Origin of the sequence: Cupriavidus gilardii, assembly GCF_017598945.1 — a bacterium.
Lineage (GTDB): Bacteria > Pseudomonadota > Gammaproteobacteria > Burkholderiales > Burkholderiaceae > Cupriavidus > Cupriavidus gilardii_E.
Map to the genome: position 1 here is coordinate 57,906 of NZ_JAGFTW010000036.1, position 14,431 is coordinate 72,336.

The following is a 14,431-nucleotide window of genomic DNA, read 5'->3' on the forward strand; positions in this document are numbered from 1 at the left end:
GCGGCATTGCCGAGCAACAACAAGATCAGGAAGGAGCTGTCGTCATGACTACCATTGCCTTTATCGGCCTGGGCGCGATGGGCACGCAGATGGTGCGCCATCTGCTCGCAGCCGGACACACGGTACGCGCCTCGGTGCGCCGGCCGGAAGCCGCCGACGCCGCGCGCGAACGGGGCGCCGAACCGTTCTTCAGCCCCGCCGAGGCGGCGCGCGGCGCCGAGGTGGTGTTCACCAACGTGACCTCGTCCGAGGATGTCCGCGCGGTGCTGCTCGGTGAAGGCGGCGTGATCGAAGGCGCCGCGGCCGGTACGATCTGCGTGGACCACAGCACGATCTCCCCAGTGGTCACGCGCGAGATCGCCCAGGCGCTGGCCGAACGCGGCATCGAGGCGCTCGACTGCCCGGTCTCGGGCGGCACCATCGCCGCCGAGGCCGGCACGCTGACCATCATGGTCGGCGGCAAGGCAGAAGTGCTGGCGCGCGTGCAGCCGCTGCTGGCATGCTACGGCAAGACCATTACGCATATCGGCGACAACGGCGCGGGCCAGGTCGCCAAGCTGTGCAACCAGATCGCGCAGGTCGTCAATATCGAAGGCATTGCCGAGGCGATGCGCTTTGCGCAGTCGCAGCAGGTCGACATGCAGCGCGTGCTGCAGGCGATGTCGAGCGGCATGGCGGGCAGCCGCATGCTGGACCTGATGGGCCCGAAGATGGTCGCCCGCGATTTCGCCGCCGGCATCCAGGCGCGCCTGCACGACAAGGACTTTGGCCTCGCCGCCGACGTCGCGCGCGAAGCCGGCCTGGCCCTGCCCGCGATGCAGGCCACCGCGGCGCAGCTGCAGACGCTGATGCGCAACGGCTGGGGCAAGGACGACACGTCGTCGCTGCTGCGGGTGCTGGAGGGTCAGGGCTGATTTGGCCTGGCCGCGATGGTAGGCCACGGCCGCCCCACGGCGGCTGGCTTGGTTGTTCCGCAAGGCGATTTGCGGCATAATCCGCTGCTCAGCGCAGTGCCACCGCCGGTTCTCCGGCAACCCTCCGGCACGATCGCGCACCCGCCCGGGTGGTGAAACAGGTAGACGCAGGGGACTCAAAATCCCCCGCCGCAAGGCGTGTCGGTTCGAGTCCGACCCCGGGCACCAGTACAGCAAGAAACTCACATAGAATTCTTGCCGCAAGCAACTTGCACCGGTTGCAGCTGCTACTCCACTTCCGCTCCATTTCCCCGTATTTTGCCACTCCGGTCTGAGTTTTATATTGACGGGGCCGCTCGATGCCTCACTTGCAGACGATGGGCAAGCACTGGGGCGTAAATAACCGGCGGCACAATCAACGAAAGATAATTCGCGCGATCGCCTATTTACTGGCCTCGCCCTTGGCGAGGCTCTTGTTCATGTGGACTGGCATATGACTCCGCGCTTGGCGTGGGCGACGGGCCAAGGCGTAGGTACAGCCCGCAGCCTGCAGGGCGACGACCGGGTCGGCGACGGAGGAGAGTCCGGTGAGGCAATGCCTTTTTAGAAAAGTACGCCGCCGGCTGGCACGCGGCCGATATTGCTGTCAATAGCAGGTAAAACACAACAGTTTCCGCGCACGACTTTTCTTTGGGCTGCACGTACCCAAACCAAAATGCTGTACCTCTTGTAAAATCGAGTTACCTACAGCAAGCAGATAACATGGCTAGCGAAGGTAAGCGCGTGTTACGCCCCATAGAACTGTGTGGAATACCGGCCGCAGCCAACGCGAGGCTGCCTGCAAGAGTTTGTGGAGGCACGCAATAACGCATTGGGGCCCCAGAGTCTTCATCATGACAGAAAAAAATCGCCAATTTAGGGGACTAACGCTGGATACGCTGCTGGCAGTTTTTTCACTACGCAGTTGAACAAGTCCGCCAGAAATCTTCTGGCTAGCGACTTCATTAATAATCAAAAAAAAAGGGCAGTCATTGAGCATCGCCGAAAAATTCAAACAGTTTTTATCAAACATCAAGGTCCAAAACGATGAACAAATCGAATTGCGGTACGGCGAGATTACGACTGCACTAAACAAAGAATTCAGAGACTCGGAAAGTAAAACCTCAAACACTCTTCAAGTAGGTTCTTATGGCCGCTGGACCGCGATCAAAGGTGTCTCAGATTTGGATATGCTTTATATTGTTCCCGCGTCTCAATGGGAAAAATATAAGGACGGCGGGCAGTCTGCACTGCTAGAAAGGACCAAGGCCGCAATAAAATCCAGATATCCGCGTACAGAAATGTATGTTGATAGGTTAGTTGTCCGTGTGTTGTATACCAATTTCCATGTGGAGGTACAGCCCGTCTTCGAACTCGAAGACGGTAGTTTTAGATATCCGGACACGTATAAAGGTGGGAGCTGGAAAATCACCAAGCCACGTGAAGAAATCTCGGCGATGACCGAGTTTGTCACTAGCAAGAACAAAAATCTCCGCCGCCTTTGCAAAATGGCACGTGCCTGGAAAAATAAGCATGGGATTGAGATAGGAGGTCTTCTAATTGACACTCTTGCCCATAACTTCCTTCGGGACACGAAGGACTACGATGAAAAAAGTTATCTCTACTACGACTGGATGAGCAGAGATTTTTTCAAGTATTTATGTGATCTACCCCGCCAAGATTATTATGCCGCCCTCGGTAGTGGCCAAAGAGTGCGAGTCAAATCCAATTTTCAGAAACCCGCAAAAAAAGCGTATGATCTAGCACTCAAGGCGATAGATGCCGCAGGAAAAGAAAATGAATCCGCGAAGTGGCAAAAGCTATATGGTCGCGACTTTCCTGATGCGGCGGCGGAACGGAAAGCTTCCACAGCCGTCGAGAGCCGCAATGTATATAGGTCAACAGAGCAGTTCGTTGAAGACCTGTGGCCTATTGATATTCGATACTCACTCAATATTGATTGTGAAGTATCCCAAAATGGCTTCAGAGATTACCTTCTCAGCGAATTTCTGAACCGTCGACTTCCACTGCGAAGACAGAAGTCACTACGCTTCTTCATTGATTCTTGCAATGTTTCCGGTCACTACACAATTCTTTGGAAAGTCCTCAATCGCGGGGAAGAGGCATTTCGTAGAAATTGTATTAGAGGGACTATCAATTCAGGGGGCATAGAGATTGTCGAGACAACTGACTTTCACGGTGACCACATTGTCGAATGCTACATTGCAAAAGACGGTGTAATTGTGGCTAAAGATCGTATTCATGTTCCGATCGAATGAAAAAAGATCAACTACTTAAGTCCATTGCGGACACTGGTTACAATGTGGGATTCGGTGGCAGAAAGCATTGGGCAACCTATGATATTGTTGAAAAAATCCCCGGTCTTATTGGATTTTTGTCAACTGCATTTGGCATTTTTGCGCTGATCTATGAGGGCCTTTCGGAAAAGTATCTCTCTGCAGCCTTCATCGTATTTGGCTTGATCGCGTTGTACATCACTTTTTATGAACCCGAAAAAACAAAATACTCAACGGCAGCCAATAGATTAACCACTCTCTACAACTCGCTTCGAGACCTTTATAGAACGGTCCAAAGCCATGAAGGAGACGACGTCAGTCAATACGTAGATGAGCTGCACGCTATAGAGCGGGATTATTACGCAACCGCCATTAGCAAGCAGATTCTATTTAGCGATTGGTATGCTCACTATAAGTTTTTTTGGCAATATCAAACTGACTGGATCGACGAGCAAAAAAATTTCAAACTCTTCCGTGACAAGTTGCCTCTATCGTTCATGTTTTGGGTCGTCATTCTGCTGCTCGCGGGTGTGTATTTTTTGGTGCGGTCTTACGGGCGCCTCTGCTTCCAGTGATCTAGATAAAATCGCCACCGTTGTGCCGTACTAGTTTGCCACCTGTCCGCCCCATGGCTGTATCCCGCGCAAGTTGTAGTTTCATTTCAGCTTAGGCACTGTCCAAAGAAGGCGTGTAGTCCTATATAGGTGTCTCCAACTCTTGGCATCTCACTGCACCGAGATTTCGGTACAGTACAGGAACAGTACTCGTTTGCATCATTTCAACCGAAAGACGCTTATCTACTGATTTGAAATAGGTCTTTACTTATTTCAACCGCCTCCAGACCTGGTCCCATTTCCCGCAAAACGCCGTAGGTCCCTAACTCAAAACCACGTCGCAAGGCGTGTCGATCCGGCTCCGCCCCCGGGCGCCAAGAACAAAGCTACGGTACAACGAAATTCAGTGAACCGGCCCTGCATGATTTTTTGTTTCTCTTAGAGGCAGCCACCGTCGTCAATAGCGGAGCACATTGGGCTTTCCTATAAGGGAAAATGTCTTCAGCGACTCTCAGCAATGCGATGTCCCTTCGCTCTCAAGGAACACATCCCGTCGATACCACCGGACACGCAAACTTCAAGGCTGGTAGACCGATATTGTGTCGAGCTCGGTAAGCGCGACGTACAATTTGCCGCCTTGGGATTTCGACAGATGCTCGAACACCAGGACGTAAGCGCCCGCTAAGTCCTCTAGGTCGTGCACATTGAACCGCGCCACGAAGCGCGCCGCTAGGTCGGCAGAAATCAAGACGCTGAAATCTCGCCACGACTGAGTCGTGTTCAGCCAGATTTCACCATCCGGCCCCTGCTTCGCATCAGAGATGAAGCCCCAATAGCCGTGGAATGTAGGGACGTGGCCTTCGACAATCGTGGTGAAGTGCACAAACAGCTCCCGAACCGTCGTCGGGGCGCGCCCCGGCACCTCGATGATTTGTTGGGAATTCGAAAAACCTGGCTCATCGATCAGTCGTCGCAGCAGCGTGCTGGGTCGACGATGCGCGAGTGCCTGCCGCCCACCATTTCCTGTGGCAAAGTAACGATTTCCCCTAGGCCCACCGACCCCGCCCCTGCCACCGAGCACCACATTCGCTGTCTGCGCAGAACCGTATTGCATGTCGACGACGATGTGGTCACCGAGGTTTTCCCGCGCCTCCACAACTTCCAGCTCTCCAATTATTACCCGCGGCTCGGGGGCTGCGGAACGGCACGTCACCTCGTGCGGCCGGGCTCCGAAACAGGCGGCTTGCCCGCACCAGCTAAGCGCGGGAAGCCCGTACGAAAGGCGAGCGGCGGCGATTGCGCAGTCAGGCTGGGGCACCGATCGAGCCGATTGGACTCGGCTTCCGGTGTTTGATTGCGCGTTGGCATGCTGCTGTGGCGGTGCCCGCCGCGCCGGCTTGCGGCTGCGACCGATACATCGGCATGAAGGAATTACCGTTCCAGCCAAACCATCGCGGGCGCAATTGGCGTTCATTGGCCGTTGTCATGCGCAGAGACTGGCAAGGAACAACTGTTGCTTGACGGGTTGCATCCATGCTGACACGACGGAAAGGCTTGCATGTCACGACCCGATCCCTGGCTTCCTCCTGCCACCGGCGCGACACTCAAGGATGCCCGGCCATCTGAACCTGCCGCCCCTTCGCCGGTCAGCACGTCGCCCAAATCCCCGCTCGCCATCTACGGCGCGATCGCGGCCAACTTGGCCATCGCCGTGACCAAGTTCATTGTTGCCGGCCTCACGGGCAGCTCGGCGATGATCTCCGAAGCGATCCACTCGACCGTCGATACCGGCAACGAGGTACTGCTGCTGGTCGGCCTGTCTCGCAGCCGCCGCAAGGCCGATCCGCAGCATCCGTTTGGATACGGCAAGGAGCTGTACTTCTGGAGCTTGATCGTGGCGGTGCTGATCTTCGGCCTGGGCGGCGGCATCTCGGCTTACGAAGGCGTGCTTCACATGATGGATCCCGAGCCATTGCGCGATCCTCACTGGAATTACATCGTGCTCGGATGCGCCGCGATATTCGAAGGGATCAGCTTTGCCATTGCGCTGCGCGAGTTCAATCGCGAAAAAGGCGCCACGCCGTTCTGGACAGCGCTGCGTAGCAGCAAGGATCCGACCACCGTCACCGTGGTTGCCGAGGATGCTGCCGCGCTCGCAGGTCTGTTGATCGCTGCGGCGGGCATCTATGCGAGCCACCGGTGGAACATGCCGGTGCTCGACGGCGCCGCATCGCTCGTGATTGGCGTGCTGCTTGCCGGCGTCGCTACGTTGCTGGTCCGGGAAAGCCGCAGCTTGCTGGTGGGGGAAAGCGTGAACCGCGAGATGGCCGAAGGTATCCAGCGCCTCGCACGCGAAGACCCTTGCATCGATTACGCGGCGCGGCCGCTGACCATGCATTTCGGTCCCGACGATGTACTGGTAGCGCTCGACGTCCAGTTCCGTGCCGGCGCCCGGGGCGACGAGATCGCCCGCTCGGTCGAAAGGGTGGAGCGGCAGATTCGTTCGCGCTATCCCTCCGTCAAGCGCATCTACATCGAGGCGCGGCTGCTGGCCGCGGCCGCCGAGCCAGGCCGGACGGGGACAGCGTGGGAAGAAAAGCCTGGTTCGGTATCGTCGACCGCGAGAAGTATCAAATCGCGTGATACCGGGTGATACCAAGCGCCTTACGGCTGCGGAAGGCGGTTTATGTCCCGCAAGGGCTCGTGGGCAAAAGTATTCGCGTAGATGTCACGAAGAAACCCTTTAGCGGTGCAAGGGTTGTCCCCAATAACGGCTTCCACGGTCAAATTTGTATGATGACCGTATTACCTGATAAGCATCACACCGGCCAACGCCATGTTCGACAAGGTTTCAGCCCCTGCGATGAGCGACACCGTCGCCCAGCAACTGCTCAAGCAGATCGAGATCGGCAGTTTCGCGGCCACGGGCAAGCTGCCCACCGAGGCCGTGCTTGCGCAGCAGTTCGGCGTCAGCCGCACGGTGATTCGCGAGGCCATTTCGCGCCTGAAAAACGAGGGCGTGGTGGAACCGCGCCAGGGCAGCGGCGTGTTCGTCAAGGAGCATGGTGCGATCCGGCCCCTGCGGATCGACTACGCCGAGGCAATCGAGCCCAGCTCGATGCCGCATTTGCTCGCGGTACGCCGCGCCATCGAGGCAGAGGTGGCGGCAGAGGCCGCGCGGCGCTGTACGGACCGGGACATCGCCGAGATCGACACGGCGCTGGCCAATATCGACGAGGCAGCGGCCGCCGGGCGCGATGGCGTGGCCGAGGATGTCGCCTTCCACCGCAAGATCGCCGCGGTGACCGGCAACCCGTACTTCATCAAGACGCTGAATTTCCTGAACCAGTACCTCGAGGCGGGCGTGGCGGTGACCCGCCGCAACGAGGCGACACGCGACGATTTCTCGCGCCAGGTGCGCGACGAACATGCGGCCATCGTCGATGCGATTCGGGCGCGCGATCCGATGGCGGCGCGCAACGCCGCCCTGACCCACCTGTACAACGCCGAGCGCCGGCTGTCGCAAGCCGGCATCTGCTGAGCAGCCCTCAGGACGGCGGCGCCAACCAGGGATAAATCATGTCACGACATATTGGAGTCATCGGCCTCGGTGCCATGGGCCTCGGCGTTGCGCGTTCGCTGTTGCGCGCGGGCTTTCGTGTCCACGCGTGCGACGTGCGCGACGACGTGCTGCGCGCCTTCGCCGCCGAAGGCGGCATTGCCTGCACCACGCCGGCCGAACTGGGCGCGCAGTGCGACGTCGTCGTGACGCTGGTGGTCAATGCCGCGCAGACCGAAGCGGTCCTTTTTGGCGAGCAAGGCGCGGTGGCTCGCATGAAGCCCGGTGGCGTGGTGATTGCCAGCGCCACCGTGGCGCCGGACTTCGCTGCCGATTTGGGCGCGCGCATCGAAGCGGCCGGATTGCTGATGCTCGACGCGCCGGTGTCGGGCGGTGCGGCACGCGCGGCGTCGGGCGAGATGACGATGATGACGTCGGGACCGGCGGCCGCCTATGCGGCCTGCGAGGATGTGCTGGAGGCCATGGCGGGCAAGGTGTACCGGCTTGGCGAGCAGTACGGTGCCGGCTCCAAGGTCAAGATCATCAATCAATTGCTGGCCGGCGTGCATATCGCGGCGGCTGCCGAAGCAATGGCGCTTGGCCTGCGCGAGGGCGTCGATCCGGACGCGCTGTACGAGGTGATCACCCATAGCGCAGGCAACTCGTGGATGTTCGAAAACCGCGTGCCGCATATCCTCAATGGCGATTACACGCCGCTGTCGGCGGTCGACATCTTCGTCAAGGATCTGGGCCTGGTGCTCGATACCGCCCGCCGCAGCAAGTTTCCGCTGCCGCTGTCCGCCACCGCCCACCAGATGTTCATGAGCGCGTCCAGCGCCGGCCATGGCGGCGAGGACGATTCCGCCGTGATCAAGACCTTCCCCGGCATCACGCTGCCGCCCTCACGCTGACTCCGACCGCGCTGACCGTCGCCGGTTGCCGCTGACCGCTCTCCCCGCCCGACCATGTCCCTGACCAACACGCCCCGCCCGCTTCTGGGTTGTATCGCCGACGATTTCACCGGCGCGACCGATCTGGCCAACATGCTGGTCAAGAGCGGCATGCGCACCGTGCAGACCATCGGCGTGCCGCCGTCCGCCGCGCAGCTGGAGGCGGACGCCATCGTGGTGGCGCTCAAATCCCGCACCATCGCGCCGGCCGACGCCATCGCACAATCGCTCGCCGCGCTGGCGTGGTTGCGCGAACAGGGTTGCCGGCAGTTCTTCTTCAAGTACTGCTCGACCTTCGACTCCACCGACGCGGGCAATATCGGCCCGGTGGCTGAGGCGCTGCTCGACGCGCTGGGCGAACTGCGAGGAGAACAACGCGGCTTCTCCATCGCCTGCCCTGCCTTTCCGGAGAACGGCCGCACGGTCTATCGCGGCCATCTGTTTGTGGGCGATGCGCTGCTCAACGAGTCCGGCATGCAGAACCACCCGCTGACGCCGATGCGCGATGCCAATCTGGTGCGCGTGCTGCAACGGCAAACCAAGGCCAGGGTCGGCCTGATCCGCTACGACACGATCGCCGCCGGCGCGGCGGCGGTGCGCGAGGCGATCGGGCGGCTGCGCACCGATGGCGTTCGACTCGCGATTGCCGACGCGCTGTCCGACCGCGATCTGCATGTCCTGGGCGAAGCCTGCGCGGATTTGCCGCTGGTGACGGGCGGCTCGGGCATCGCGCTCGGCCTGCCGGCCAATTTCCGGCGCGCGGGTCTGTTGGACGAACGCGCGGATGCCGCGCAGTTGCCGCGCATCGACGGACATGCCGCCGTGCTGGCCGGCAGCGCATCGCAGGCGACCAATGAGCAGGTGGCCGCGTGGCGTGAATCAAGGTCCGAAACGGGCTCGAGCTCGCGGCCGGGCTTTCGCATCGACCCGCTAGCGGTGGCGCGCGGCGAACCCGTGGTCGAACAGGCGCTGGCGTTTGCGCGTTCGCACCTGCCCGAGCCGGTACTGATCTATGCCACCGCGACGCCCGAGGAAGTGCGCAGCGTACAGCAGGCGCTCGGCGTGACCGAGGCCGGCCAACTGGTGGAGGCGACGCTGGCCGCCATCGCGAGAGGCCTGCGTGAGATGGGCGTGCGCAAGTTCGTGGTCGCCGGCGGTGAAACGTCCGGTGCCGTCGTGCAGGCGCTCGACATCAAGTCGCTGCAGATCGGCGCACAGATCGATCCCGGCGTGCCTGCCACTGCCACCATCGGCACCGAGCCGTTGGGGCTGGCGCTCAAGTCCGGGAATTTCGGCGCCGTCGATTTCTTCGCCAAGGCGCTGCGCCAACTCGAAGGAGGCGCGCGATGAGCGAAGAAGTCCGACTGCGCGAGGAAATCTGCACGATCGGCGCCAGCCTGTATGCGCGCGGCCATGCGGTGGGGAGCGCCGGCAATATCAGCGCGCGGCTCGACGACGGCTGGCTGATCACGCCGACCGATGCCTGCCTGGGCCGACTGGATCCGGCGCGCATCGCCAAGGTCGATGCGTTCGGCCGGCATGTATCCGGCGACAGGCCATCGAAAACCCTGGCGCTGCATCGTGGCATCTACGACAACGACCCGGAAGCGCGCGGCGTCGTCCATACCCACTCCACGCATCTGGTCGCGCTGACGCTCGCCGGAGTCTGGCGCGAAGACGACGTGCTGCCGCCGATCACGCCCTACTACGTGATGAAGGTCGGCCATATTCCGCTGCTGCGCTACCGGCGCCCCGGCGACCCCGAGGTGGCGGCGCAAGTGGCCGCGCTGGCCTCGCGCGTCAGCGGCGTGTTGCTCGACCGGCTCGGCCCCGTGGTGTGGGGCCCATCCGTGTCGCAGGCGTCCTGGGCGCTCGAAGAACTCGAGGAAACCGCGCGCCTGTGGTTGATGACCGATCCCAAGCCGGCGCCGCTCGACGCCGCTGCGCTCGAAGAACTACGCCAGACCTTCGGCGCACGCTGGTAGCCAGCGCGCCAGCCCGCGGTGTGCACGGGCTTCGATCACGCACACCGGCGCCGGCACGATAGCCGGCCCGACACAATCCAAGGAGACAACGCATGACAGCCTACGACGCGGCAGCGCCCGCCTACGTCGACACACCCGACAAAGCCGAACTCGACCTGACCTACCGCAAGGTGTTCTGGCGCATCGTGCCGTTCCTGATGCTGTGCTACGTGGTGGCCTATCTGGACCGCGTCAATGTCGGCTTCGCCAAGCTGCAGATGTCGCAGGACCTTGCCTTCAGCGAAACGGTGTTCGGCCTGGGCGCCGGCATCTTCTTCCTCGGCTATTTTCTGTTCGAACTGCCCAGCAACATGCTGATGCACCGGCTCGGCGCGCGCATCTGGATCGCCCGCATCATGATCACCTGGGGCATCCTGTCGGCCATGTTCGCGTTCGTCACGACGCCGACGCAGTTCTATGTGCTGCGCTTTCTGTTGGGGCTCGCCGAGGCAGGCTTCTATCCCGGCGTGATCCTTTATCTCACCTACTGGTTTCCGTCGCACCGCCGCGCCAAGATCATCGCGGTGTTCATGTCGGCGATTCCGGTCTCGGGCATCTTCGGCAATCCGCTTTCGGGCTGGATCATGGAGAGCTTCCACGGTGGCGCGGGCTTCCACGGCTGGCAATGGATGTTCGTGCTGGAGGCCGTGCCCGCGGTAATGATCGGCATCGCGACGATCCTCTATCTGGACAACAATATCCGCAGCGCCAAATGGCTGACCGAGCGCGAAAAGCAGCTGCTGGCCGACGAAATCGCCGCGCAGCCGCAGGAGCAGCAGAAGAACGCGCACTCGCTGCGCGCGGTCTTCCGCGATCCGCGTCTGTGGTGGATGTCGCTGATCTACTTTGCCTTCGTGTCGGGGCAGTACGGGCTGACGTTCTGGATGCCGACCTTCGTCAAATCGACGGGCATCAAAGGCACGCTTGAGATCGGGCTGCTGAGCGCAATCCCGTTCGTGGTGGCCATTGTCGCGATGAACCTGTTCGGCCATAGCGCCGACAAGCGCCGCGAGCGGCGCTGGCATCTGATCGTGCCGGCGCTGATGGGCACCGTCGGCTTTACCATCGCCGCGTCTGTTTCGGGCAACACCACGCTGTCGATCGTGGCGCTGTCGGTGGCCGCCGCCGGCGTACTGACCTGCGCCCCGCTGTTCTGGTCCTTGCCGACCGCGTTTCTCGCGGGCAGCGCCGCAGCGGCCGGTATCGCCATCATCAATTCGATCGGCAATCTGGCCGGCTTCGCCAGCCCCTATCTGATCGGCTATCTGCGCGACGCCACCAACAGCACCGCCAGCGGCATGTATGTGCTGGCCGGCATGCTGGTGCTCGGCGCCGTCGCCGTGTGGCTGACGCCGGCCAGGCTGGTCAACCGCTAATATGAAGGCGGCGCGCTTGCGCCGCTTCCTTCCACCTCTTCACGACCTGCCGCCATGCCTCGCTTTGCCGCCAATCTTTCGATGATGTACAACGAGCACGCGTTCCTGGACCGCTTTGCCGCGGCCGCGAACGATGGTTTCCGCGCCGTCGAGTACCTGTTCCCGTACGACTTCCCCGCGGCCGAACTGAAGTCGCGGCTCGATGCCAGCGGCCTGCAGCAGGCGCTGTTCAATGCGCCGCCGGGCGATTGGGCCGCGGGCGAGCGCGGTATCGCGTCGCTGCCCGGACGTGAAGACGAATTTCGTCGCAGCATCGATACCGCGCTCGACTACGCGCGCGTGCTCGGCAACGACAAGCTGCACGTGATGGCCGGCCTGGCGATGCCGGGCGTGTCGCGCGACGAGCAGCGCGCGCTCTATCTGAGCAATCTCGAGTACGCCGCCCGCACCGCGCAAGCCGACGGCATCACGGTGGTGATCGAGCCGATCAACACGCGCGATATCCCGGGCTTCTTCCTCAATCGCCAGGACGAGGCGCAGGCGATCTGCCGCGAGATTGGCGCGCCGAACCTCAAGGTGCAATTCGATTGCTACCACTGCCAGATCGTCGAAGGCGATGTGGCCACCAAGCTCAAGCGCGACATGGCAGGCATCGGGCATATCCAGATCGCCGGCGTGCCGGAGCGGCAGGAGCCGGATATCGGCGAGCTGAACTATCCCTATCTGTTCGACGTGATCGACGCGCTCGGCTATTCCGGCTGGATCGGCTGCGAATATCGGCCCAAGGCCGGCACGTCCGCAGGGCTTGGCTGGCTGCGCACCTATTTGCAGCGGTAGCCATTGCGGCAGCAAGGACCCCACGGCGGGCTGCCCGCCGATCACGCGATTCAACGAGGCAACGCATCATGAAAGTACTGATCACCGGCGGCGCCGGTTTCCTCGGCCAGCGTCTGGCCAAACAGCTGCTGGCGCGCGGCGAACTCACCGGCCTCGATGGCCGGCCGGCACCGATCACCGAACTGGTGCTGGTCGATGTCGTCCAAGGCAACGATTTCGGGGACAAGCGCGTGTCCGTGCTGGTCGGCGATATCGGCGATCCCGCGCTGCTCGAGCGGGCGATCGACCGGGACACCGCCGTGGTGTTCCATCTGGCCGCCATCGTCAGCGGACAGGCCGAGGCCGACTTCGATCTGGGCATGCGCATCAACCTCGATGCCTCGCGCACGCTGCTCGAGGTGTGCCGGGCAAGCGGTCATCGGCCGCGCGTCGTGTTCACCAGCTCGGTGGCCGTCTATGGCGGCACGCTGCCCGACGTGGTGCGCGACGATACCGCGCTCAATCCGCAATCGTCCTATGGCACACAGAAGGCCATCGCCGAATTGCTGCTGGCCGATTACAGCCGGCGCGGCTTTGTCGACGGCGTCGTGCTGCGGCTGCCGACGATCAGCGTGCGTCCGGGTCGGCCCAATGCCGCCGCGTCGTCGTTCGCCAGCGGCATCATTCGCGAGCCGCTGAACGGCGAGGAAGCGATCTGCCCGGTGCCGGGCGACACGCGGCTGTGGCTGCTGTCGCCGCGCCGCGCGATCGAGGCGCTGATCGCGGGCAGCGAACTGCCCGGCGAACGGCTAGGCAACCGGCGCATCGTCAATCTGCCGGGCGTTTCCGTGACGGTGGATGAAATGATCGCAGCGCTGCGCCACGTGGCAGGCGACGAGGTAGCAAACCGCATTCGCCGCGAGCCCGACGCCCGCGTGCAGCAGATTGTCGGCAGCTGGCCGGGCCGCTGGGACACCACGCGCGCCGGGCAGCTGGGCTTGCGTGGCGACGCCAGCTTCGCCGATGTCGTCCGGGCCTATATCGAGGACGAGTTGCGCTAGGACTGACGGCGCGTCGGCGCCGCCCGAGGGCAGGCCTGCGCCGATCCGCCTGCCGCTTCCCCTTATTTCTTGTTCGTCCCGGCAAACGCCGCCGTGATGCCCAGACCGATCAGCAGGGTGCCACCGACGTAGCGTTCGAACGCCAGGTAGCCGCGGCTTTGCCGCAGCCACCGGCCCGCAGCGCTGGCAGCCAGCGCGTAGCACGCATCGCTGACCAGTCCGAGCAGCGTAAACAACAGCCCCAGAAACACGATCTGCATCGCCACGTGGCCACGGCCGACGTCGACGAACTGCGGCAGGAAGGCCAGGAAGAACAGCGCCGTCTTGGGATTGAGCAGATTGACGATGAAGCCGTCGCGGAACAGCCGCGCGTAGCGGCGCTGCCGCGGCGCCGCATCGACGACCACGGGAGCCGGGCGGCCGAAGATCTTCTTCAGGCCCAGCCAGATCAGGTAGGCGGCGCCGGCGTACTTCAGGATGCTGAACGCCAGCGCCGACGACGCCAGCAGCGCCGACAGGCCCAGCGCGGCGGCCACCACGTGCACCAGCGTGGCCGTATGAATGCCCAGATCCGATACCAGCCCTGCCTTGCGGCCCTGCTCTACCGACTGCGCAATGATGTACAGCACCGCGGGACCCGGAATCACCAGCAACACGAGCGCGGCGCTGACGAACAGAACCAGATTGGCGGTATTGGGGATAACGAATTCCATGGCTGATCTCCGGGTAGCCAGCATCGGGTGGAAGAGGAACGGCTACTTTACCGCAGGATGGCCTTGGGGCATGGGCTGCGCCTGCTGCGCCCTTGCTGCGCGCCCGCTGCGTGCGCACTGCCCGACTG

The 14,431-nt window shown here is 62.1% G+C and carries 13 protein-coding genes and 1 tRNA gene; 12 read left to right on the forward strand and 2 right to left on the reverse strand.

What is annotated here, in order from left to right; translation table 11 throughout:
- The first annotated feature begins 44 nt into the window (after positions 1-44).
- From J5T34_RS12145 to J5T34_RS12160, 4 genes are all read left to right on the forward strand, one after another.
- The gene (locus J5T34_RS12145; RefSeq protein WP_208579972.1) at positions 45-914 is read left to right on the forward strand and encodes an NAD(P)-dependent oxidoreductase; all 870 of its coding nucleotides are present in this window, start codon (positions 45-47) and stop codon (positions 912-914) included.
- 143 nt (positions 915-1,057) lie between these two features.
- Positions 1,058-1,142, forward strand: a tRNA-Leu gene (locus J5T34_RS12150).
- An 803-nt stretch (positions 1,143-1,945) separates the two neighbouring features.
- The gene (locus tag J5T34_RS12155) at positions 1,946-3,232 is read left to right on the forward strand and encodes an SMODS domain-containing nucleotidyltransferase (RefSeq protein WP_208579973.1); all 1,287 of its coding nucleotides are present in this window, start codon (positions 1,946-1,948) and stop codon (positions 3,230-3,232) included.
- Positions 3,229-3,825, forward strand: a complete 597-nt coding sequence (locus J5T34_RS12160) for an SLATT domain-containing protein (protein WP_208579974.1) — start codon at positions 3,229-3,231, stop codon at positions 3,823-3,825. The genes J5T34_RS12155 and J5T34_RS12160 overlap by 4 nt, the downstream gene beginning before the upstream one ends.
- A 556-nt stretch (positions 3,826-4,381) precedes the next feature.
- Here the strand turns inward: J5T34_RS12160 and J5T34_RS12165 are convergent.
- A complete protein-coding gene (locus J5T34_RS12165; RefSeq protein WP_208579975.1) occupies positions 4,382-4,960 on the reverse strand; it encodes a hypothetical protein in 579 nt (192 codons plus the stop codon).
- Positions 4,961-5,362: 402 nt separating this feature from the next.
- On the opposite strand from J5T34_RS12165, the gene J5T34_RS12170 reads away from it, so the two are divergent.
- From J5T34_RS12170 to denD, 8 genes are all read left to right on the forward strand, one after another.
- Positions 5,363-6,457, forward strand: a complete 1,095-nt coding sequence (locus tag J5T34_RS12170; RefSeq protein ID WP_208579976.1) for a cation diffusion facilitator family transporter — start codon at positions 5,363-5,365, stop codon at positions 6,455-6,457.
- Positions 6,458-6,640: 183 nt separating this feature from the next.
- Positions 6,641-7,345, forward strand: a complete 705-nt coding sequence (locus tag J5T34_RS12175; RefSeq protein WP_208579977.1) for a FadR/GntR family transcriptional regulator — start codon at positions 6,641-6,643, stop codon at positions 7,343-7,345.
- 38 nt (positions 7,346-7,383) lie between these two features.
- Positions 7,384-8,274, forward strand: coding sequence for an L-threonate dehydrogenase (ltnD, locus tag J5T34_RS12180; protein WP_208579978.1), 891 nt, complete (start codon positions 7,384-7,386; stop codon positions 8,272-8,274).
- Between the two features lie 54 nt (positions 8,275-8,328).
- Positions 8,329-9,663: a 3-oxo-tetronate kinase gene (otnK, locus tag J5T34_RS12185; RefSeq protein WP_208579979.1), complete on the forward strand. Its 1,335-nt coding sequence runs from the start codon at positions 8,329-8,331 to the stop codon at positions 9,661-9,663.
- The gene (locus J5T34_RS12190; RefSeq protein WP_208579980.1) at positions 9,660-10,298 is read left to right on the forward strand and encodes an aldolase; all 639 of its coding nucleotides are present in this window, start codon (positions 9,660-9,662) and stop codon (positions 10,296-10,298) included. Before otnK ends, J5T34_RS12190 begins: the two co-directional genes overlap by 4 nt.
- 92 nt (positions 10,299-10,390) lie before the next feature.
- On the forward strand, positions 10,391-11,713 hold the full coding sequence (locus J5T34_RS12195) for an MFS transporter (RefSeq protein ID WP_208579981.1): 1,323 nt from the start codon (positions 10,391-10,393) through the stop codon (positions 11,711-11,713).
- 54 nt (positions 11,714-11,767) lie between these two features.
- A complete protein-coding gene (gene otnI, locus J5T34_RS12200; protein WP_208579982.1) occupies positions 11,768-12,550 on the forward strand; it encodes a 2-oxo-tetronate isomerase in 783 nt (260 codons plus the stop codon).
- Positions 12,551-12,618: 68 nt separating this feature from the next.
- The gene (gene denD, locus J5T34_RS12205) at positions 12,619-13,590 is read left to right on the forward strand and encodes a D-erythronate dehydrogenase (protein WP_208579983.1); all 972 of its coding nucleotides are present in this window, start codon (positions 12,619-12,621) and stop codon (positions 13,588-13,590) included.
- Positions 13,591-13,652: 62 nt separating this feature from the next.
- Here denD and J5T34_RS12210 read toward each other — a convergent pair whose 3' ends face one another.
- The gene (locus J5T34_RS12210; protein ID WP_208579984.1) at positions 13,653-14,303 is read right to left on the reverse strand and encodes a LysE family translocator; all 651 of its coding nucleotides are present in this window, start codon (positions 14,301-14,303) and stop codon (positions 13,653-13,655) included.
- Positions 14,304-14,431 lie beyond the last annotated feature (128 nt).